Origin of the sequence: Lysinibacillus sp. NPDC048646, assembly GCF_050272295.1 — a bacterium.
In the GTDB taxonomy this organism is placed as follows: Bacteria; Bacillota; Bacilli; order Bacillales_A; family Planococcaceae; genus Lysinibacillus.
Genome location: NZ_JBNNLZ010000009.1, coordinates 134465 through 156280, shown reverse-complemented (window position 1 = coordinate 156280; position 21816 = coordinate 134465). Strand labels below are relative to the sequence as shown.

General features: G+C 39.4%; 17 protein-coding genes, 15 tRNA genes and 2 pseudogenes. 27 read left to right on the top strand and 7 right to left on the bottom strand.

Going from position 1 to position 21816, the window contains the following annotated elements; translation table 11 throughout:
- Position 1: 1 nt before the first annotated feature.
- From ACQKII_RS12380 to ACQKII_RS12305, 16 genes are all read left to right on the top strand, one after another.
- A tRNA-Leu gene (locus ACQKII_RS12380) sits at positions 2-84 on the top strand.
- Positions 85-102: 18 nt separating this feature from the next.
- A tRNA-Arg gene (locus ACQKII_RS12375) sits at positions 103-179 on the top strand.
- A gap of 9 nt (positions 180-188) precedes the next feature.
- Positions 189-265 (top strand) — tRNA-Pro (locus ACQKII_RS12370).
- Between the two features lie 7 nt (positions 266-272).
- Positions 273-348 (top strand) — tRNA-Ala (locus ACQKII_RS12365).
- Between the two features lie 27 nt (positions 349-375).
- Positions 376-449, top strand: a tRNA-Met gene (locus tag ACQKII_RS12360).
- Positions 450-456: 7 nt separating this feature from the next.
- Positions 457-533 (top strand) — tRNA-Ile (locus ACQKII_RS12355).
- Positions 534-548: 15 nt separating this feature from the next.
- Positions 549-641 (top strand) — tRNA-Ser (locus ACQKII_RS12350).
- A gap of 50 nt (positions 642-691) precedes the next feature.
- Positions 692-766 (top strand) — tRNA-Met (locus ACQKII_RS12345).
- A gap of 3 nt (positions 767-769) precedes the next feature.
- A tRNA-Asp gene (locus tag ACQKII_RS12340) sits at positions 770-845 on the top strand.
- 135 nt (positions 846-980) lie between these two features.
- Positions 981-1056 (top strand) — tRNA-Phe (locus ACQKII_RS12335).
- Positions 1057-1061: 5 nt separating this feature from the next.
- Positions 1062-1135 (top strand) — tRNA-Gly (locus ACQKII_RS12330).
- Between the two features lie 3 nt (positions 1136-1138).
- Positions 1139-1215: transfer RNA gene (locus ACQKII_RS12325), tRNA-Ile, on the top strand.
- 4 nt (positions 1216-1219) lie between these two features.
- A tRNA-Asn gene (locus ACQKII_RS12320) sits at positions 1220-1296 on the top strand.
- Between the two features lie 13 nt (positions 1297-1309).
- Positions 1310-1400, top strand: a tRNA-Ser gene (locus ACQKII_RS12315).
- A 2-nt stretch (positions 1401-1402) separates the two neighbouring features.
- Positions 1403-1474 (top strand) — tRNA-Glu (locus ACQKII_RS12310).
- A 531-nt stretch (positions 1475-2005) separates the two neighbouring features.
- Positions 2006-4792, top strand: coding sequence for an S-layer homology domain-containing protein (locus ACQKII_RS12305; protein WP_427459619.1), 2787 nt, complete (start codon positions 2006-2008; stop codon positions 4790-4792).
- Between the two features lie 263 nt (positions 4793-5055).
- Here the strand turns inward: ACQKII_RS12305 and ACQKII_RS12300 are convergent.
- Positions 5056-5452 (bottom strand): annotated as a pseudogene (locus tag ACQKII_RS12300) (ABC transporter ATP-binding protein); the annotation flags it as partial.
- Between the two features lie 53 nt (positions 5453-5505).
- On the opposite strand from ACQKII_RS12300, the gene ACQKII_RS12295 reads away from it, so the two are divergent.
- The 4 genes from ACQKII_RS12295 (at position 5506) to ACQKII_RS12280 (ending at position 9467) form a co-directional block, all read left to right on the top strand.
- Positions 5506-6720: a diaminopropionate ammonia-lyase gene (locus ACQKII_RS12295; RefSeq protein WP_427459617.1), complete on the top strand. Its 1215-nt coding sequence runs from the start codon at positions 5506-5508 to the stop codon at positions 6718-6720.
- 480 nt (positions 6721-7200) lie between these two features.
- Positions 7201-7962, top strand: coding sequence for a MerR family transcriptional regulator (locus tag ACQKII_RS12290; protein WP_427459615.1), 762 nt, complete (start codon positions 7201-7203; stop codon positions 7960-7962).
- A 73-nt stretch (positions 7963-8035) separates the two neighbouring features.
- Positions 8036-8485 carry a TraR/DksA C4-type zinc finger protein gene (locus ACQKII_RS12285; protein WP_427459613.1) on the top strand — a complete coding sequence of 150 codons (450 nt, stop codon included), beginning with the start codon at positions 8036-8038 and terminating at the stop codon, positions 8483-8485.
- Between the two features lie 55 nt (positions 8486-8540).
- Positions 8541-9467, top strand: coding sequence for a dipeptidase (locus ACQKII_RS12280; RefSeq protein ID WP_427459611.1), 927 nt, complete (start codon positions 8541-8543; stop codon positions 9465-9467).
- 38 nt (positions 9468-9505) lie between these two features.
- On the opposite strand, the gene ACQKII_RS12275 is transcribed toward ACQKII_RS12280, so the two are convergent.
- Positions 9506-10426 carry a 1,4-dihydroxy-2-naphthoate polyprenyltransferase gene (locus ACQKII_RS12275; protein WP_427459609.1) on the bottom strand — a complete coding sequence of 307 codons (921 nt, stop codon included), beginning with the start codon at positions 10424-10426 and terminating at the stop codon, positions 9506-9508.
- Between the two features lie 469 nt (positions 10427-10895).
- Here ACQKII_RS12275 and ACQKII_RS12270 point away from each other — a divergent pair, with 469 nt between their 5' ends.
- From ACQKII_RS12270 to ACQKII_RS12245, 6 genes are all read left to right on the top strand, one after another.
- Positions 10896-12281: an isochorismate synthase gene (locus ACQKII_RS12270; protein ID WP_427459607.1), complete on the top strand. Its 1386-nt coding sequence runs from the start codon at positions 10896-10898 to the stop codon at positions 12279-12281.
- Entirely contained in the window at positions 12274-13998 is a 1725-nt protein-coding gene (menD, locus tag ACQKII_RS12265; protein ID WP_427459605.1) for a 2-succinyl-5-enolpyruvyl-6-hydroxy-3-cyclohexene-1-carboxylic-acid synthase, read from the top strand. The genes ACQKII_RS12270 and menD overlap by 8 nt, the downstream gene beginning before the upstream one ends.
- Positions 13986-14795: a 2-succinyl-6-hydroxy-2,4-cyclohexadiene-1-carboxylate synthase gene (menH, locus tag ACQKII_RS12260; protein ID WP_427459603.1), complete on the top strand. Its 810-nt coding sequence runs from the start codon at positions 13986-13988 to the stop codon at positions 14793-14795. The genes menD and menH overlap by 13 nt, the downstream gene beginning before the upstream one ends.
- Before the next feature lie 64 nt (positions 14796-14859).
- Positions 14860-15678, top strand: coding sequence for a 1,4-dihydroxy-2-naphthoyl-CoA synthase (gene menB, locus ACQKII_RS12255; RefSeq protein WP_427459601.1), 819 nt, complete (start codon positions 14860-14862; stop codon positions 15676-15678).
- Positions 15679-15876: 198 nt separating this feature from the next.
- Positions 15877-17331 (top strand): o-succinylbenzoate--CoA ligase, encoded by a 1455-nt coding sequence (locus ACQKII_RS12250; RefSeq protein ID WP_427459599.1) that lies wholly within the window; start codon positions 15877-15879, stop codon positions 17329-17331.
- A 145-nt stretch (positions 17332-17476) separates the two neighbouring features.
- The gene (locus ACQKII_RS12245; RefSeq protein WP_427459597.1) at positions 17477-18658 is read left to right on the top strand and encodes a transglutaminase domain-containing protein; all 1182 of its coding nucleotides are present in this window, start codon (positions 17477-17479) and stop codon (positions 18656-18658) included.
- On the opposite strand, the gene ACQKII_RS12240 is transcribed toward ACQKII_RS12245, so the two are convergent.
- The 4 genes from ACQKII_RS12240 to ytzI all read right to left on the bottom strand — a co-directional run bounded on the left by ACQKII_RS12240 (position 18655) and on the right by ytzI (position 20400).
- Positions 18655-19683 (bottom strand): metal ABC transporter solute-binding protein, Zn/Mn family, encoded by a 1029-nt coding sequence (locus tag ACQKII_RS12240; protein WP_427459595.1) that lies wholly within the window; start codon positions 19681-19683, stop codon positions 18655-18657. The two genes, ACQKII_RS12245 and ACQKII_RS12240, sit on opposite strands and share 4 nt — an antisense overlap.
- Positions 19684-19791: 108 nt before the next feature.
- Entirely contained in the window at positions 19792-20025 is a 234-nt protein-coding gene (gene yidD, locus ACQKII_RS12235; protein WP_036130737.1) for a membrane protein insertion efficiency factor YidD, read from the bottom strand.
- Complete coding sequence (locus tag ACQKII_RS12230) at positions 20022-20183, bottom strand: hypothetical protein (RefSeq protein WP_427459593.1); 162 nt, start codon at positions 20181-20183, stop codon at positions 20022-20024. Before ACQKII_RS12230 ends, yidD begins: the two co-directional genes overlap by 4 nt.
- A 70-nt stretch (positions 20184-20253) precedes the next feature.
- The gene (gene ytzI, locus ACQKII_RS12225) at positions 20254-20400 is read right to left on the bottom strand and encodes a YtzI protein (RefSeq protein ID WP_427459591.1); all 147 of its coding nucleotides are present in this window, start codon (positions 20398-20400) and stop codon (positions 20254-20256) included.
- A 136-nt stretch (positions 20401-20536) separates the two neighbouring features.
- Here ytzI and ACQKII_RS12220 point away from each other — a divergent pair, with 136 nt between their 5' ends.
- On the top strand, positions 20537-20854 hold the full coding sequence (locus tag ACQKII_RS12220; protein WP_427459589.1) for a transposase: 318 nt from the start codon (positions 20537-20539) through the stop codon (positions 20852-20854).
- Between the two features lie 133 nt (positions 20855-20987).
- On the opposite strand, the pseudogene ACQKII_RS12215 reads toward ACQKII_RS12220, so the two are convergent.
- A pseudogene (locus tag ACQKII_RS12215) lies at positions 20988-21514 on the bottom strand (IS3 family transposase); the annotation flags it as partial.
- Positions 21515-21816: the final 302 nt, after the last annotated feature.

Sequence of the window (21816 nt, the reverse complement as noted above, 5' to 3'; positions counted from 1 at the left end):
GGTGGCGGAACTGGCAGACGCACAGGACTTAAAATCCTGCGGTAGGTGACTACCGTGCCGGTTCGATTCCGGCCCTCGGCACCATTTTTATTTTAGTAATTAGCGCCCGTAGCTCAATTGGATAGAGCGTCTGACTACGGATCAGAAGGTTGTGGGTTCGACTCCTGCCGGGCGCGCCATATATATTTCGGAATGTAGCTCAGCTTGGTAGAGCACTTGGTTTGGGACCAAGGGGTCGTAGGTTCGAATCCTGTCATTCCGACCATTTCATTGGGGCCTTAGCTCAGCTGGGAGAGCGCCTGCCTTGCACGCAGGAGGTCAGCGGTTCGATCCCGCTAGGCTCCACCATAAAATTATAACCAGTATAAAGATCCTGGCGGCGTAGCTCAGCTGGCTAGAGCATTCGGTTCATACCCGAAAGGTCGTGGGTTCGACTCCCTCTGCCGCCATCTTAAAGGACCTTTAGCTCAGTTGGTTAGAGCAGACGGCTCATAACCGTCCGGTCGCAGGTTCGAGTCCTGCAAGGTCCACCATTTATATATTGTTACGGAGGTATACCCAAGTCTGGCTGAAGGGATCGGTCTTGAAAACCGACAGGCGGGTAACACCGCGCGGGGGTTCGAATCCCTCTACCTCCTCCAGTTTGTATTTTATAAATGGTGTTCTAAAAACTCGGTATAAATAATGTTGTCGCGGGGTGGAGCAGTGGTAGCTCGTCGGGCTCATAACCCGAAGGTCGTTGGTTCAAATCCGGCCCCCGCAACCAAATGGTCCCGTGGTGTAGCGGTTAACATGCCTGCCTGTCACGCAGGAGATCGCCGGTTCGATCCCGGTCGGGACCGCCATTTTTTAAATAAGAGGTTCATGATAAGCAAAAAGGTCGAAGAAGCAAACGAGTGAATGAAGGAGCGTACTTAAGAACGTGACTGAATGAACGAGAGTGTCTGACAAAGAGATTTGCAGCTTAGCATGGAACGAATGGGTCAGTAGCTCAGTTGGTAGAGCATTAGATTGAAGCTCTAAGTGTCGGCGGTTCGATTCCGTCCTGACCCACCATTAATGCGGGTGTAGTTTAATGGTAAAACCTCAGCCTTCCAAGCTGATGTCGTGAGTTCGATTCTCATCACCCGCTCCAAATGGGCCTATAGCTCAGCTGGTTAGAGCGCACGCCTGATAAGCGTGAGGTCGATGGTTCGAGTCCATTTAGGCCCACCATTATTCCGAAGTAGCTCAGTTGGTAGTAGCACCTGACTGTTAATCAGGTTGTCGCAGGTTCGAGTCCTGCCTTCGGAGCCATTTTTTTATTTACGGGGAAGTACTCAAGAGGCTGAAGAGGCGCCCCTGCTAAGGGTGTAGGTCGGGTAACCGGCGCGAGGGTTCAAATCCCTCCTTCTCCGCCATTGGCCCCTTGGTCAAGCGGTTAAGACACCGCCCTTTCACGGCGGTAACACGGGTTCGAATCCCGTAGGGGTCATACTAAGGCACAGTAGATGTTTTTTACATCTACTGTGTTTTTTTTGATACTTTTTAAATCTAATACAACAGTAGCTCCATAAACGCCTCGTTTGTTGTTTCCACCCAACACATATTTTTATTCAGTTATTAAACGCCTGTAAAGCTTTTTAATTCTTCTTCATAGATCTTATCAAAATTGTGTTGCTAGTACCCACGACGAAGTAATCGTTACTTCTAAGACTTGATTACAGTCAAGAATCTTTTCCATGATTTGATGATAGGCACATGTTAGTAGAGTACACTGTATTGAATCGACCTCTTCTTTCACTTAAAGCTTTTCAATATTGTTTAATCATGAGTCTATTAAAAATTCATTCTTATAATCATCTTCTCTGTCAATTCATCTAAAAATAATTTCAATTTGCTAATTGTTTACTAGTAATTAGTCAAATATTCCATGGTAAATTTCTATAATATTGGTATATCCTTTGGAATAAATCTATTTTTCTTTTATAATAGAGATGAATAGAATTAGTAGGAGGTTATTAATGTGAAAAAGAAACAAAGTAAATGGATTGTGAGTACAGCATCTGCTGTATTAGTTGCGGCAGCTGTTATTCCTACTGCAAGTGCAGCCTCCTTTACGGATATTGCAAAGAGTGACCATAAAGAGGGGATTTTGGCACTAGCGGATGCAAAAATTGTAGGTGGATATACTGATGGTACATTTAGACCAAACGCACCCCTTACGCGTGGCAATGTCACAAAATTTTTAGGGAAATGGCTTGTATCGGAACACTATCAAGTGCCAGCAGATTACAATAAAAAAGTACGTTTTACAGACTTGCAGCCAGCATCTACAAAAGATAAAGAATTATTACAATATGCAGCACTTATATACGATACAGGTATTTCCAAAGGTACTAATAACAAATTATCACCTTCCGAGAATATTACACGTGAACAAATGGCTTCTTACTTAGTACGTGCTATTGAAACAGTATACGATATCGATTTAATTGCGAAGTATAAAGAAGAAAACTATAAATCTTCTATTACAGATTTAAAAAATACGTCCTCAACAGAGAATCGTGAGGCAATTATTGCACTAGAGTATGCAAAGATTACAAATGTTAAGGCATTTAATCCAACCAACACATTAACACGTGGTCACTTTGCATCTTTTTTACATCGTACTATGACAAATGTCACTGATATGCTAAAAGAACATGAAGTACCTTTACTCATCCAAACAGTTAAAGTTGTAGATGCCAATACACTACAGGTTACATTAACAGATGGGACAAGCCATAAGGTAACATTAGCAACGCCACTTACTGAAAATGTGGAAACAAAGGTAGATTTTAAAATTAATGATAAATCCTATTCAGCTGTTGTTACATATGAAGTCAATGAGCTGAAGGTGCAATCCATTGAGGGAATCAATGCCTCTCAGATCAAAGTTGTTTTCAACCTAGCAATTGACCCACTCTCTGTCTTAAAAACAGATGGAAAATTACAGGATAATATTGCGACTTTCTCTAATGTGGATACTTTAAGAGCATTATCAGTTGTGAAAACAGAAATCAGTGCTGATAGAAAATCAATCATCTTTACAGTAAATGAGCCATTAAAAGGCACACATCGTTATGTGTTAAACAACATCAAATCTGAAAAGGGCTTACTGCTTAAAAGAGTAGATGCGAATTTTGTCATTGCTGGAGATACACAACCACCTACTATTCTGGGAACAACGCAAGGAAACAACTCTTCAATCGTAAAAGTACAGTTTTCTAAGCCAATGGCAGCATTTCCAAATGAACGCATTCAATTCACATTACCAAATGGAACAAAGGTAATGAATGTAGTAGGAAGTATTGAACAAAACGCAACTGAAGCAACCTTTGATTTATCAGCGGCAACAGTGAATGGTAGTTATTTAACAGCAGGTACAGCTATGCAGATTACATTTGTAGCGGCTACAGATTTGTCAGGGAATATAATTTCACCAAACCCTGCAACTGTAACAGTGAAAAAAGGGGATAAGGATGGTATTCCGCCAACACTATCTTCTGTCACACAAACTGGTCCAAATACATTCCAGTTATTATTCTCAGAAGAGATTCAACCACTTTATGCATATGATCTTTTAATTAAAAACGGACAGACTTCAATTTCCGTGAATAAAGTAGAGAAAGATCCTAAAAATGGTCGTTTAATCAATGTGACGGTTGATCCAAAAAGTACACTTCAAGGCATTACAACGATTGGGACAGCTTCTAGCCGTGTCATTACTGACTTATCAGGTGAAACGGCAACATTCTCAACTGTATATAACTTTATAAAAGATGACAGAGCGCCTGTCCTAATGAATTCTGAAATAGTTTACGAGGATAATGTAGAATATTTACAATTAACGTTTGATAAGCCAGTACAGTTAGGTGCATATGCAAAAGCATCATTTACTGGAAGCTATATGAATAACCACATTTTGTATGAGGTATCAAGAGGATCTCAAAGCGATATTCATAGCGTAAAAGATCAGCCTACAAAATTACGTGTTAAAATTACAGGTCTGCTAGGCCCTTATGATACAAAGGGAGCTATTTACGATGGCAAACTAACTTTATTTAATGTTACAAATTTATACGGTGTGCCTATCAATGAAGTGCAAAATGTAAAATTTACACGTAACGGTGATTTAAGTGTTAATGGTAATAAACTGACATTAACGCAGTACAATCCAATTCAAACATCTGCGACAGATTATTCTATTAAAGATAATAATATTGTTTATTTAAATTTCAATTATCCTGTTGATCCAGCACTTGCTCAAAACGTGCAAAATTACATTATTGATAACGCGCAAGTAGAAAGTGCAGTTGTAGAGGCATCCAATTTAAATCGCATTAAGCTTACAGTAAAAAAAGATTCGAATTATTTTAATGGTACACGAAATTTCACGATTAAAGGCTTAAGAGCAGCAAACTCTATGGAATCATTCGATGAGGTGCGAACTACAGTTAATCTTAAAGAAAATATTGCACCAAAGGTTGTGAATGTGAATGTTAGCAATTCACAAACGTTAGAACTTGTTTTCAGTGAGCCAGTAATAAACGTTAATAGTATGGACTTTGATATTATTGTGAATGGTTCTTCGGTAGCAGCAAGTACCTATGCTCAAGGCAATGATAGAGTGCTGATTACAATATCTCAGAATGGATATTTTGAAAACGGTAGAAATGTTACGATTCAAGCTTCACCACGTAATGCTATTACAGATTATAATGGAAATAAGTTAGATTTCACTTCACAAACAATTACAGTACAAAGATAAATAATAGGGATTAAACCAAGTATTTCTTATGACATGTGTTTGTTTTCCTAAAAGATAAATGGCCTGACGTGGGCCATACTAAAATGCAGTAGATATAAATTTTATCTACTGTATTTTTTAATGAATATTTTACATCTATCAGGGGCCATAACATTGAGCATACTTATGTACACTTTTTCAACCTCATACTTAATTTTGGGGGAACAAAAAAATTCCTTTTGCTTTTGAAAATGACGATAACCTACTAGATACAATGATTTAAATTAAAAGATTCTACGCTCTTTACCAAAAGGATTACATAATGGTGTACCAAAAATCGGGTCAGCGGTCATTTGACATTCAAGATCAAATACATGCTTCACCAACGAGGTAGTCATGATCTCTTCAGGTTTTCCTTGTTTAAATACTGCACGGTCACGAACAGTAATGATGTGATTAGCATAGCGACAGGCAAGATTAATATCATGAAGGACCATCATAATTGTCTGATTTTGTTACTGATTTAAAACGAAAAGCAAATCGAGTACTTCTATTTGATGTGTTAAATCCAAGTAAGTTGTTGGTTCATCTAATAGGATTATATCTGTATTCTGTGCAAGTGTCATCGCCAATCCATGCTCGTTGTCGTTGACCATCAGAGAGCTCATCAACGGGTTTATCTTGTTAACTATTTAAGCTAAGATGATGATAGAACAACTAGTAGGAGGATATAGATGAACGACAAAATAATGTGGGCTCGCAATCAGCAATATCATTTACAGGAGAACCTAGAACAAGTAGTACCGCTGCTACATAATTTTACGGAGGAGCAAGTGAATCGTGTTGAGAGATTTCATCTTACATATGAGAAATTTGAAAATACACCTTTACGTAGTTTAGATACTTTAGCTTCATTTGTAGGAGTTCGTCATATTTTTGTGAAGGATGAGTCTTATCGATTTGGCTTAAATGCCTTTAAAGTGTTAGGAGCCATTTATGCAATTGGACAGTACGTTGCTAAGATGTTAGATAAAAATATTGATGAGCTGTCGTTTGAAGAGTTAAAATCTCCTGAAGTAAAAGAACAGCTTGGGGATTTAACGTTTATTTCAACAACGGATGGCAATCATGGGCGTGGGGTGGCTTGGGCTGCTAGAGAGCTTGGCTTTAAAGCACGAATTTATATGCCTGCGGGTAGTGCAGAAGAGCGTTTACAAAATATTAAGAATGAAGGCGCTTATGCAGAAATAACATCTATGAACTATGACGATACGGTTCGTTATACCTCAAATCTTGCGAAAGACAACGACTGGGTCATTATACAGGATACGATGTGGAAAGGTTATGAGGAAATTCCCCTGTGGATTATGCAAGGCTATACAACGTTAGTAAAAGAAGTGGTCGAGCAACTGGAAAAGGCGCCTACCCATGTATTTTTACAAGCGGGCGTAGGGTCTTTTGCAGGTGCAGTCGTAGCTTATTTAACGCAATGTTATGCACAAGAAATTACGTTTGTTCTCGTCGAACCTTATGCGGCAAATTGTTATTATGAAAGCTTTAAACAAGGCGATGCGCATTTTGTAACGGTTGGAGGAGACATGCAAACTATTATGGCAGGACTAGCTTGTGGAGAACCAAATCCAATGGCCTGGGAAATTTTAAAAACCTATACGAAGATAGGGATGTGCTGTCACGAGAGTGTCGCTGCAACTGGTATGAGAGTCTTAGGTAATGCAATTGGAAAAGATAGTCGTATCATTGCTGGGGAATCGGGAGCGGCCCCTTTTGGATGTTTTTATGAATTGATGACAAATGACCATTACACAGAGCTAAGGCATACTTTACAAATAGATAAGCATTCCCGTGTATTGTTTTTCAATACAGAAGGTGATACGGATGTAGAAAACTACCGCAACATTATGTGGCACGGAGATTATGCAAAATTGTAATAGGAGAGGCTGGGACAAAAGAGAAAAAGTGTTAGATTGACTGCTGTCGATCTAACACTTTTTTGCTGTAAGCGTTGATGTCCGCTACGGCGGACGCTTTCCGGGGGCGTTGCCTGAGCCTGTAGTCTCAGGCGTCACGCTACCCCCCCAAGAGTCGCCGCCTTCGCTACCATCAACTAGTGCTCTCTTCTAAATTTTATTTATTCCAAAAGGAAGAACGTCTAAATTTTCCTTCATTTTAGATAGCGAAAATTTAATAACGACTTTGCTCCTCTTTCTTAAAATTTAAAGTTTTGTCCCAATCTCATTTTTAAGTGATTTTAATGCTGGCAATGTATCTTGATAGGGGAAATTTTAAATGCACACTACTCGTCAATTAGGTAACTGGATTTGTCTAAAAAATTTATTTGTATTTTCATTTATTCTCTTGACCTTGACGTTGCGTAAAGGTTTAGAGTATGGGTAGTGGAGGTGAAAGTGGTGGAATACTCGATACAAGAACTAGCTAATTTGTCTGGCGTCAGTACGAGGACGTTACGGTATTATGATGAGATTGATTTGCTAAAGCCGGCAAGAACAAACGAGGCAGGGTATCGATTTTATGGACAAAATGAGGTCGATTTACTTCAGCAAATTTTATTTTACAGAGCATTAGCTATGAAGCTGGCTACGATTCAGGAAATAATTCATGCGCCTGATTTTCAGCCTAAGGAGGCACTTGAGATGCATCGCATTGCTTTACTTCAACAACAAGAGCAACTTGAAAAATTATTACAGACAGTAGAAAAAACAATTCAATCATTAGAGGAGGAATATCCAATGACAAACGAAGAGAAATTTAAAGGCTTTAAAGATAAGCTAATGAACGACAATGAAAAGCAATATGGTGAAGAAATTCGTGAAAAATATGGGGATGACACGGTAGAGGCATCAAATGCAAAGTTGAAGAATATGACGGAGGAACAATTTACAGCTATGCAGCAGCTAGAACAGCAATTATTTGAGCGCTTAAAAGAGGCAATGGCAATCGGCGATACAAAGAATGATGTAGCTATGGAGGTAGCAGAGCTTCATAAGCGTTGGCTATGTTTTTCATGGTCGCAGTATTCAAAGGAGGCACATGCTGGTTTAGCGCAGATGTATGTCGCTGATGAGCGTTTCACAGCCTACTATGATGAGCGAGTAACAGCGGGGGCAACGCAATTTTTACATGATGTAATAATGGTATATGCACAAAAATAAATAATCTCTTGTCATGCTTATGTTTTAGAAACATCAATTTAGGAAAAAATGAAAGCATGAGGAGGAGATTTTTTTGAACCAACAAGTGAAGGAAAAGTTAAAGAAACAATTAGAACAAGAATTGCAGGAAATAGTGCAACAGCTTGAGGAATCAGAGCGACCAGAAGCGACCGAATTATCTAATTATGATAATCATCCAGCGGACAATGCGAGTGATTTAACAGATCAACTAACTGAAATGGCGATCGATGAGCACCGAGGTGACGATGCTGAGGAGATTAAACGTGCGTTGCAAGCAATGCAAGATGGGACATACGGCAAATGTAGTGTCTGTGGAGAGGACATTCCACTTGGACGTTTAGAAGCTATGCCGAAAGCATTGACGTGTGTAGAGCATGCGGAGCAAAAAGAGGAGGACTTAAGACCAGTAGAAGAAGAAGTAATATCAGCATCACCAAAATCGGATGATTTCGAAGAGGTTGAAGCGTTTGGCTCTTCGGATACACTCTCTGATAAAAGCTAAATTAATTTAAGCATTCCTGTCCGTGAGCAGTATAATAGCTGTAAGAGGTGAGGACATGGAAATTATAGATTTACATTGCGATGTACTAATGAAATTAACAGAGCTAGAAATCGCAAAATTTGCAGATGATGTACGTTTGCATGCAAACAAAGAAAGGCTACAATTAGGGCAGGTCAAAGCACAAGTATTTGCTATTTTTATTCAACCTGACATCCCGCAGAGCTTGAAATTTTTAGAAGTTATGCGTCAAATTGAAGCTTTCCATACGCATGTTTTACAAACTGAAGGTATGGTGCATATTACAGAATGGTCACAATTAGATACATTAGCTCCACATGAAATAGGTGCTATTTTAAGCTTAGAAGGCTGTAGTCCTATCGGTGAGGACTTAGCGAAGCTGTCTGCCATTATAGATGCAGGTGTGAAGCTTGTAGGGCTCACTTGGAATGAGGAAAATGCTGTGGCCTATGGTGCAGATCAAGATGCCAAACTTGGCTTAAAACCATTTGGAAAAGAAGTCGTGAATTTACTAAATAAGCGGGATATTATTATAGATGTATCTCATTTAAATGAGCAGGGCTTCTGGGATGTCTTGCCATTTGCAAAGCATATTATCGCCAGTCATAGCAATGCGCGTGCGCTTTGTAACCATCCACGTAATTTAACAGATGCGCAAGCCAAGGCACTTGTAGCGCATGGTGGCCATATCCATGTAGTGTACTTTCCTGATTTTATCGGCGAAAACGCGACATTAGATGATTTAGTTACACATGTGAAACATCTAGCGAATCTAGTAGGAGTTGAACATATCGGCTTAGGTTCAGACTATGACGGAATTGACCGTACAGTTCAGGGATTAGCACATGCTGGGGAGGTACAAAATTTATTGGAAGCTTTACGAGCACATTTTACAGACGAAGAGGTCCGCGGTATTGCAAGTGCAAATATTCGTCAATATATGAAAAAGGCAGCAACCCGTTAAGGTTACCGCACATTTACCACACCTGAAATTTTACTTCATCAGTAGAAAAAATAATTTATCAGTAGACCGACTCCTAAAAGGAAGCCAAAAATTGTATTTGTTTGCGCTGTATACTTCATCGCAGGCATTACTTCTTTGGCTTCTTTTTTATCGCGGAAAATTTGGATTGCACGAAGCGGCTTCGGTACACTTAGGAAAATAATAAGCGCCCAAAAAGTAATACCATCAATTGCTACTAATGCAAGTACCCATAAGTATGAAACGATGAAAAAGCCAGATAATACAGAAATAGCACGGTCACGGCCTACTAAAATGGCAAGTGTTTTACGACCACCTTCCGTATCGCCAACGATGTCACGAATATTATTGGAAAGCATGATGCCACCTACTAAAATCATACTTGGTATTGAGAGTAAAATCGCATCAAGTGTTACTGTAAGCGTTTGAATATAAAAGGCGATTAAGACAATACCCATTCCCATAACAGCGCCAGAAATAATTTCTCCAAATGGTGAATAGGCAATAGGATACGGTCCCCCAGTATATAAAAAACCAATAAGCATGCAAACGAGTCCTACGGCAGCAAGCCACCAAGAGGTTGAGGCACAAATATAAACGCCAAGAAGCATTGCTATTGCATAAAAGCTTAAGGCAATCATCATAATCGTTTTTGGCTGAACACCATGACGGACGATCGTTCCACCGATACCAACAGAGTGTTCATTATCAAGTCCTAGTTTGTAATCATAGTATTCGTTGAACATATTGGTTGCTGCTTGAATAAGCATACTTGCGATAAGCATAGCAAAAAATAGTCCGAAATTAATGGTTTCTTTATCAATTGCGAGTGCAATCGCAGTTCCTAAAAATACTGGAACGAATGAAGCGGTTAAAGTATGTGGACGTGTTAGATGCCACCAAACTTTAAAACCCCTATCAGCTTCAATGACTTTGGTCATAAGGTCTTTCTCTCCTTTAACTATTGTAGACTCTTCTTATTTTATACGAAGAAAGAGAAAATGGATAGGTTCACAGCTTATTACATACTGTTCACTTGAAAAAAATGATACAATAGAACATGCATTTATGAACTGGAAATATAAGAATAGGGCCGTCAAATAGTGAAAGACGGCTATTTTAGCGCATTAAACATGATTCAATGGATGTACAAACGTCACTGAATGATGGTATAGCTCGGCACTGTTCCAGATGTGTTGTACTTTCAGCGATAACTACAATGGCAAACTAACAGAGTGATATCGTTAATTTGTAAAGTGCTGTGTCTATACCGACTTGACCAACATTTTGCAGGTCAAAGGACAATTCAACATCTGGCAGTATTGTATATCTGTCTGAAAGAAAAATGACAGATACAATGACAACGAGGCTTGATTGATTATGTACATTGCAACAACGGAGGTAATTTTCATGCAACAGAAGTGGTACCAAGCCACAGAAATAGAAGTGGACTCTTTGGGCCAAAACCTTCATTTTTATATGGAAACAATCGAAGTAAGTCGCTTATCGGCGCTAGCATTTTATGCAGCAGGTGAGGAGCGTTATAAAGGTGAACGATTTTATTGGCAAAATAGAGAAAAAACAATGACATTAGTGGGATTAGGACATGCCCATACGATTCAAAATAACGCAAAAAATGATCGCTTTGACGAAGTAGAGGCGGAGTGGAAGCATTTAACAAAAAAATGTGTGAAAGGGCAGGCTGAGCTACAGCCCATTTTATTTGGTGGCTTTACATTTGATCCGCAAAATAATGTGGATGGGGAGTGGACGGACTTTCCTGAAGCATATTTTGCACTGGCAACTTATCAGCTTGTTTTGCGTGATGACAAAGCGTATGTGAGCATACATCTTATGACAAAAGAAAAGCAGGCAGAAGAACAATTCGAAGCACTACGTAAAGAGCGTGATCATTTAATTCACGCCGCGCAGGTAAAAGAACTGAAAACGTATTCAAAACCTGAAATGACAAGTTATTTCGAGCCGTATAAGAAGCCGTATCTAGCGTCGATTGACCAAGTGACAGCATTGATTAAGGCGAAGAAAGCCGACAAAGTGGTTATTGCACGATCACTTGCACTACAGTTTAAAGAGCAGGTAGCATCACCACAAATACTATCGCAAATCATTCACGAACAGCCAGAAAGTTATTTATTCGGATTAGAGCGTCACGAATTATTGTTTTTTGGTGCGTCACCGGAACGCCTAGTGAAAGTTGAAAATGGTCATGCTTATTCCTCCTGTGTGGCGGGCTCGATTAAACGTGGTAAAACAGCTGATGAAGATGAAGCCTATGGACAAAGCTTATTAAATGATCCGAAAAATGGCGGCGAGCATCAATATGTTGTGGATATGATTGCAGATATTTTCCGCAAAAACTGTATCAATGTGCAAATACCAAATGGTCCACGCTTACTAAAAATTAGAGATATTCAACATTTATATACACCAGTTGAAGGACAGTTAAATAATGGCGCAACTATTTTGCAATTGACGAAGTATTTGCATCCAACTCCTGCTTTAGGTGGTGTGCCGAGACAGGAAGCGTTGGCAGCTATACGTAAATATGAGCCGATGAATCGTGGGCTTTACGCTGCACCAATCGGTTGGATGGATGCAGAGGGGAACGGTGAATTTGCGGTCGCTATTCGTTCGGCAGCATTAATAAATGATAAAGCTTATTTATATGCAGGTGGCGGTATAGTAGCTGATTCAGAACCACAATCTGAATATGATGAAACGTTAGTGAAATTCCGTCCGATGCTTCGTGCGTTAGGAGGACAATTACATGAGTGAACGGAAGATACTAACTGATTATGTTTATAAAATAGTCGCATCACTAGTACAAGCTGGTGTACGAAATGTTGTCGTAAGCCCGGGGTCACGTTCGACACCACTTGCTTATGCTTTTGCATCAACAAAGCAGCTTAAAATGTATCGCCAAGTTGATGAACGATCTGCCGCATTTTTTGCACTAGGTATTGCTAAAGCTACAGCACAACCGGTTGTCTTATTATGTACATCAGGTACAGCTGCAGCGAATTACTACCCAGCGATTGTAGAGGCAAGTTATGCACGTGTACCATTAATCGTAATGACAGCAGATCGTCCGCACGAATTACGAGAAGTAGGGGCACCTCAAGCGATCAATCAACCAAATTTATATGGCACACATGTAAAGTGGAGTGTTGATTTCCCGCTGCCAGATGACGCTGCACCGACACTGCCATTTATTGAGCGTCACCTTGCTCGGGCAGTTGCCATAGCGACAAGTGCACCGTCGGGACCTGTGCATATTAATGTACCGTTCCGTGAGCCATTGCTGATCGATTTTCGTGAAGAATTGCCTGAAGCATCATTTAAGCAAAGTAGCATTGCTGAGTTAAAGCCTTCCGTGGCAACACAGCAGGAGCTAGCGTCAATTTTACGCACGACAAAACGAGGCTTTGTAGTTATCGGTGAGCTTGCACTTGGGACAGATTTAACAATTTTATGGGACTTTGTCCGTCAATTGAAATGGCCGTTTATTGTGGAGAGCTTATCAAATATGCGGACATCTGTGCCAGAAGATTGTTTACCATACATCATTTCAGCTTATGATGCGATTATGAAAAGTGAAGAATTTAAAGCACTTGTTGAACCAGAAACGGTGTTACGTTTAGGTTCACAGCCTGTATCGAAATTTATGATGCAATTTATTTCGAAGTCACAGCCACAAGCTTATATAGTTGTGGATGAAGATCCGATGTTCAGAGATTCTACAGGTGTATCGACTCACTTTATTCATGCGAGTATTGGTGATTGGCTCGTACAGTTAGGTATTCCTGAAACAGCGCTAGAAGCGGAGTATTTAGTAGAGTGGCAAGATGCCAATGATATAGCACTGGAGTATATTGAACACTATACAGCAGGAGCAATTGATGAGGGCGCGATGGTGAGTCGTTTACTAGAGTTAATCCCTAATGGTAGTGATATTTTCGTTAGCAGTAGTATGCCAATTCGTGATATTGATACATTTTTAATGAAAACGACGAAAGATCTTCGTATTTTTGCCAATCGTGGGGCAAATGGTATAGATGGTGTTGTATCCACAGCAATGGGCATTAGTCAGGTGAATGACCGTGAAACCTATCTTCTCATTGGTGATTTAGCGTTTTTACACGATGTCAATGGGCTCATAGCATCGCGCTACCAACAATGCAATATGACCATTATTGTTATGAATAATGATGGTGGGGGCATTTTCTCTTATCTCCCACAATCAACAGTAGAAGCACATTATGAAGATTTATTTGGCACACCAACGGCACTTGAATTCCGTGCTATTGCACATATGTATGATATGGAATATATCCGCGTAGAGGAAATTTCGGAGCTATTTTCGAAATTTAACATAGTGAAAAAACGTCCGTTACGTTTACTAGAAATTTTTACGGATAGAGAAGAAAATGTCTATGCCCATCGTGCGCTTTGGAATCTCATTAATGCAGGGTTAAAAGCATGGCAAAGCTAAAGATTCGAGGCATTGAGACGCACATAGATATATGGAATGAGGAAGCACAGCAAACGATCGTTGCCTTGCATGGTTTTACCGGAAGTACGGAGACGTGGCGAAATTTAGCGAATGCAATGCCAAATATGCGTGTTGTGGCAATTGATTTGATAGGGCATGGACAAACGGCTGTACCTGAGCAAATGAACCGCTTCTCCATGCTTGAACAACTGTATGATCTAGAGGAGATTTTCCTTCAATTACAGCTAGAAAAATTTACGTTGTTAGGTTATTCAATGGGTGGACGTATTGCATTATCATATGCAATTACTCATCCAGCACGTGTGGAGAAGCTAATTTTAGAAAGCGCTTCTCCAGGTTTACGGACATCTAAAGAACGTCTGGAGCGCTGTGAGCGAGATTATATGCTTGCTGAAAAAATTGCAGCTAATGGTGTGGAATCCTTTGTTAGTGATTGGGAAAATACCCCCTTATTTGACTCGCAGAAACGATTATCTGCAATGACACGAGAAGCCATTCGAACAGAGCGACTCACCCAAAGGAAAAGTGGTTTAGTCGGCAGCTTACGCGGAATAGGAACTGGTAAACAACCTTCAAATTGGCCTTTTTTAGCACGAATGGATTTATCTGTGTTGCTTATTACTGGCGCACTTGACGAAAAATTTTGTCAAATTGCACTAGAAATGAAAGCGTTATTAAAAAATGCGCAACATGTGACAGTAAATGACGTTGGACACGCAATTCATGTGGAAAATCCCGCTGAGTTTGCTACAATAGTTATGGAGAATTTAACGTAATGTTATTATTACGTTAACGTCTCGCTTGTTTCGAGGCGAATTTGATTAATGAGGAGGCAATACAATGACACGTCAATGGACTACTTTACATACTTACGAAGATATTAAGTATGAGTTCTATAACGGTATCGCGAAAGTAACGATTAACCGTCCTGAAGTTCGCAACGCATTCCGTCCAAAAACGGTAATGGAAATGATCGATGCATTTTCACGCGCGCGTGATGACAAAAATGTGGGTGCCATTATTTTAACAGGAGAAGGGGAACATGCCTTCTGCTCAGGTGGAGACCAAAAGGTACGCGGGCATGGTGGCTATGTAGGGGACGATGAAATCCCACGTTTAAACGTACTTGACCTACAACGCTTAATCCGCGTGATTCCAAAACCAGTAGTAGCGATGGTCGCAGGTTATGCAATCGGTGGAGGCCATGTACTACACGTGGTATGTGACCTGACAATCGCAGCTGACAATGCTCGTTTCGGACAAACTGGACCAAAAGTTGGCTCATTCGATGCTGGTTACGGTTCAGGCTATCTTGCACGTATCATTGGTCATAAAAAGGCGCGTGAAATTTGGTTCCTTTGCCGTCAATATGATGCACAGCAAGCACTTGATATGGGACTAGTTAACACAGTTGTTCCTTATGGGCAATTGGAAGACGAAACTGTTCAATGGTGTGAAGAAATGCTGCAAATGTCTCCAACTGCACTACGCTTCTTAAAAGCAGCGATGAACGCAGACACAGACGGCTTAGCAGGGCTTCAACAAATGGCTGGCGACGCAACACTTCTTTACTACACGACTGATGAAGCAAAAGAAGGTCGTGATGCTTTCAAAGAAAAACGTCAACCAGACTTCGGTCAATTCCCAAGATTCCCTTGATTATTTAGATCTATTAACGGCTCGTATCTCATAGTAGATGCGAGCTTTTTTATGTATTTGTTGGTCGATAAGGATAGAAAGTGAAAAGTGATGGATAGAATCTTTTAAAGTGATGGATAAGGATAAAAAACAGATGGATAGACGGATTACATCAAAAAGCGGTAAGATTTAGATTGTGAATGATCGGAGGGAACAAAGATGTATCCAAATTGGCTTTTACAGCGCGCATATTTAACGCCGTTACGTAGCGCTCTCACATATGAAGGACAAACTTGGACGTTTCAAGAATTAAATGAGCTTTCCATGAAACGTGCACGTCAATTAACAGCGCTCGGTGTCAAACAAAAAGATAGAATTGCTATCATGGGGCCGAGCACATCCGGGCTTATTGTAATGATGTACGCATGTATGCATTTGCAATGTGAAATGGTGATGCTAAATCGTAGATTATCAAAGTCAGAAATTGCTTATCAACTAGAAGATTCGGAAGCTGTAACGGTAATCGTGGCAGATGAAGATGCAGAAAAAATACCGACAGATTCCTTAGCTTATCATTTATTTTCTGCTGTTGAGCAAAGTACAGAGCAAGCCGTTGATATTGCGAAAGAATGGTCTTTAGCACAAACTACATCAATTATGTATACATCTGGGACTACAGGCTTCCCAAAGGGGGTTCGTCAAACAGTTGGGAATCATCAGGCAAGTGCAACGGCCTCTGTACTGAATTTAGGTTTACAAGCTGATGATACATGGCTATGTGCTGTGCCACTCTTTCATATAAGTGGTTTTTCTATTTTAGTTCGGTCGTTACTGTACGGCAATAAAGTGCAGCTTTACGAACATTTTGATGTGGACGCTATCGCTCAAAATATTATTGATGGATCTGTGACTTATATGTCGGTGGTTGCTGTGACACTAGAACGAATTCTATCTGCTCTTGAGCAGAGAAGTGCACAAGCTTCGCCGCATTTTAAAATGATACTGGCTGGTGGTGGCCCTGTACCAATGGATTATTTAAAGCGTGCAAGAGCTTTACATCTTGCAGTAGCGCAAACATATGGTATGACGGAGACTTCGTCGCAAACCGCTACACTTGCAAGCGAAGATGCTCTGCATAAAATTGGTTCAGCAGGGAAGCCATTATTTTTCAATCAAATTAAAATCTTAGAGCCAAATGCACACGGAGAAGGGGAAATTTGTATACGTGGGCCACATGTAACACCAGGTTATATTGGTCGTTTTGCGCAAAAAAGTTCTACCATAGAGGGCTGGCTCCATACAGGCGACGTTGGTTACTTGGATGAGGATGGCTATTTGTTTGTTGTAGATCGTCGTGCTGATTTAATTATTTCTGGTGGGGAAAATATTTATCCTGCCGAAATTGAAAATGTACTTTTGGCTCATTCTGCTGTACAGGAAGCGGGGGTCTGTGGCATTGATCATGATCAATGGGGCCAAGTACCAATAGCGTTTGTCGTTTTGAAGGAACAAGTATCAATTGAGCAATTACAAGCGTTTTGTCAAAATAACCTCGCTAAATATAAAGTACCTAAAGAAATCATCGTTATCGATGAACTCCCACGCAATGGTGCCAAAAAGCTGCTACGAAGAAAATTAGTGGAATTACTTCCACATGAAAGAAGCCTTCATTAAAATGATGGCTTCTTTTGTTGTTTATTCAAAGTCTCTTTAGATTGCAGTTTCATTTTATACACCAATTATTTAGGGTAATTTAATAATAAATTAACATAATATGTATCGAGCGGCATAAACTATTTAGTAAAGGAGACTGACTCAGATGAGAAAATATATATATAATGTCATCATTATATTATTTGTTCTACAAATGAGTCATGTGCAAGTATTCGCAAATTATGAACAAAAAACGATTGCAACAGCTAATACAATAGAGACACTACAAGATCAGATTCAAAAGGAAGTAAAGCAATTTGCTACTGAGTTTGATATACGTTATACAGGTGATACCTCAGCATTGAAAGATGAACTAACAGAGCTTATAAAACATGCAATAAAGGACCCTTATTATTATGCCAATATTTCTAGTTTTAGATGGAAGTATGATGGCTATGCCAATAATATTGTCATTGAATTTCAATTTACCTATCATATTTCTCAGGATGAGGAGGATTTTGTAGAGCGGACATTGACGGATATTATTGCGCCTATGCATGGATTAAGCGAATTGAAGAAATTACAGGCTGCACATGATTTTATTGTCCTCACTTCGGAATACTCGAAGGAAACGAAAGGAAGTCAATACTCTCCCTACACATTGCTTACGGAAAACAAAGGGGTTTGCCAAGCATATGCTTTAGTGCTTTTTCGGATGTTAGAGATGCTAGGTTTTGAGGTGCAATATGTAACGGGAGAAGTAGGAGATCAACTTCATGCATGGGTATTAGTGAAGTTAGAAAAGGCATGGTATCATATTGACGTTACATGGGATGATCCATTGCCTGATCGTCAAGGCGAAGTGCGTTACAACTATTTTCTACTGTCAGATAGGCAGTTAGCACAGGATCATATATGGGATTATGCAAGTTACCCAGCAGCAACAAGTGAAGACTATACTGTTTTGCAGCAGGACAGTAAGGTTGAAGTAATGACGATACCTGTAGCTTATAGTAGCTTAAATAATGACCGTGGCCTGTCTATTTTAGGGCAAAATAAACTTTACACGATGCAATTAGAAGAACAGCCTAGTCACTTAGAAAAAAGGTATACACATAGTGACAAACCTATACAGATGGTTCCATACGACATGAATAAGCAAATTATTTTTGAAAGAACGTTAGCTTACTTACCAGCAATTCCAACATTAGAAGAAGTTGAAGTTGCTCATCTTGTGTTAACAAGTATACACAGATCGGAAAAAAGTATGCCACAAGAGAAATTAGTCATAATAAAGGAGGTGGCCCATCTTGCTTTCGGGGCACCTCCTTTCTCACGTGCATGTTAATGCGCGTTTAATGCTGTATTTAAAGTTTCCATATTGTTGTGCATGAGCGTGAAGTATGTTTCTTTATTTTTTACATCATCAGTTGTTAAAACGCTTAAGTTATGCAGAATAAGTGATTCCGCACCAACTTCTTTTTGAATCACTTCTGCTAATTTAGAAGATACGTTTTGCTCAAATAAAATATAGTGGATGTGCAAGTCTTTAGCTTTAGCAACAATCGCAGTTAATTCCTTTTGAGAAGGCTCATTTTGTGAATTCAAACCTGCAATCGGAACTTGTGTTAAGTCATATTCACCAGCAATATAACCGAATGCTGCATGTGAGACGAAGAATGTTTTCTCCCCGGCCTTTTCAGCCATTGTTTTAAATTCGCTATCTAAGTCTTGTAACTCTTTTACTAATGCTTCGTAATTAGCTGTGAATGTTGCTTCTTGTGCTGGCATTTTTTCAACTAATGCATTTTTAATGGCAAGTGCTAAATCTTGGCTAATCACAGGAGATAGCCATACATGGGGATCGACATCACCATGATCATGATCCTCATGACTATGACCTTCTTCCTCGTGTGCATGCTCTTCTTCAGTGGCAGCATGGTCGTGTTCATGAGTAGTTTCGCCTTCTTCATCATGTGTGTGACCAGTGCTGACAGCTAGTTTTTCATCGGATACATGATCTGCCGTAGCAACCATTGTCACATCTTCTTTAGCTAATGTTTTTTTCGCGTTTTCGACGAAGCCTTCAAGACCTAGCCCAATATAGAAAAATAAATCTGCATCTGCTAAGTGCATCATATCTTTTTGAGTAGGTTCGAATGTGTGCTCGTTAGCACCAGGAGGATAAATGGACGACACTTCAACGGAATCGCCACCAATTCGCTCAGTAAAATAGCTGAGTGGATAAACCGTTGTGTAAATGGACAATGTATCTTTTGTTTCTGACTGTTTGGATGTTGATGACTTATCCCCACAGGCTGCTGTAAATACAGCAAGAACAGTAACTAGGAAAAATAAAAATATTTTTTTCATATAATAGGATACCTCTTTCAAATAGTAATGATTACGATTTATTTTTTGAACAGTTCCTATAATAACGCACATCTAAAAAAAGTACAAGAAAAAAATGACCTTCGAAAATTATTTCTTTCTCGAAGGCCATTTTTCAGGTACAGGATCAAAGCCACCAGCATGGAACGGTTGGCATTTTAAAATACGTATAACAGTTAAGATTAGTCCTTTAATGGCACCGTGCTTTTGAAGAGCTTCTAAACCATAAGAAGAGCATGTTGGATGAAAGCGGCACGATGGTGGCGTCATTGGTGAGATGAATTTTCTGTATAACTGAATGAGCCATATAAAGGGATATTTCATACTTGTCTATCCTTATGCTGTGTATTGTTTTCTTCAGGCTTCGCATCGATGGTTTGTGTGAAAAAGTCTCCTTTTTTCTTCATGATAACGATTACAGAAACCCCGAACATTAGCATCATCATGGCGATCATAATAATAATTGGTAATGGCACACCCATTGTTCTCACTCCAGATTCTATTTAATATTGTCATTATAAGAGATTCGCTTTTGAAAATATACTAATTGAACTAGTCATCATGATGCTGTACGTTCTGCTTAGGTTTTTCGTCAACTGTATGTTTAAAGGCATAAGCACGATTGACACTTAAAATGGTAGCAACTGTTATGACAATCACAATAATAATCGCTACGATAATGAGAGTAGTTAAATTCATGGCATTCACTCCGTTCATTGTTCATCATTACTATTATAAAAGAATTTTTATACTTAGTTGTGAAGGAAGTTTGACATTCCAACGAATAAAATAACTCTTTTGCCATCATACTATGGAAAAAGGAGTGTTTCGTGTTATGGATCGTCAACGCGTATACTTTTCACTTGCCAATAAAACGTATTATACTAATCCGTATGAAGGTCAATGGAATTTTGAGCTTAATGTTGATCGACAAGCATTAGATGTTTTTGAAAAAATCTTTCAGCAAATGCAGCTCCTAGAAATTTCAAATGCATGGCGTGCGCAATTACCTTATATACCATATCATTTAGATCAGGAAAATGATGCCATTGATTTACGTTTGAAAAAAATTTATGCCCTTGTGCATGAATATGGGGACGCGGATACAAAAGCTTTCGTAGAACAACTACCATATTTCAATAGACGTATCTAACTACTTAGTTATCGTTCTTAATGACTTCATGTTATTTGCTGTGGACGATTATTAGATATCCAGCAAAATTAAAAAAGCAAGAAAGTTGAAGTAGAACTGACTCCCGTATATAAGACGGAGGTAAAAAAAGCATTCATCCAACCAGTTGTCGGTATTTTACCGGTGACTGGTTGTTTAGTTTCGCTTGTATTCGGATATAGTTATAATACTTTATATAGTCTTTGACAGCTTGTTCTACGATTGCCGTCGTAGTACTCCTTAAACCGTCTATGTAGAATGTTTCAGATTTTAATGCAAAATGAAACGATTCAATGGGGCATTATCAGCGGGCGTACTTTTACGGGACATGCTCATGATCATGCCTTTTCCTTTGATAGCTTGCTGATATCGATAAGACGTGTACACTGAACCTTGACCACTGTGCAGGGTACATCCCTCGGGTAAAGTACCTAGTTGGGATAAGGTATCCAACACAAAATCAGTATCTTGGCAATCACCGATCGAATAGGCGATAATCTCCCCATTATATAGGTCTTGAATACTTGAAAGATTCAATTGTTTCTGACCATACGGCAAGTAAGTAATATCGGTTACGAGCTTTTGTAAAGGTGCACTTGCCTCAAAATTACGCTTAATTAAATTATCAGCGATATAGTAGGGTGTGTAGTAAAAAATCCATCTGTTTATTTTGATGGTCAACAAGTAATATAGCTAAGTTGAGCGTGACTTCAAAGGTTTTGAAGCACGCTTTTTTCAATTGAATTGGCGAGTGGGTTGTCAAAATCTTATCGGTTGATTGTTGTTACATCATTACACTATAGTAAAATAAATGTATCCCTCATCGATAGTAATTGTATAGGCTGTAAAATGAATAATTGAACAAGGGTGTGAGTTCAGGGGATACTAAAAGTAAGGAGATGCGCCTTACAAGAACGTTCCTCATTGAGCAACGTAAGTGCTTC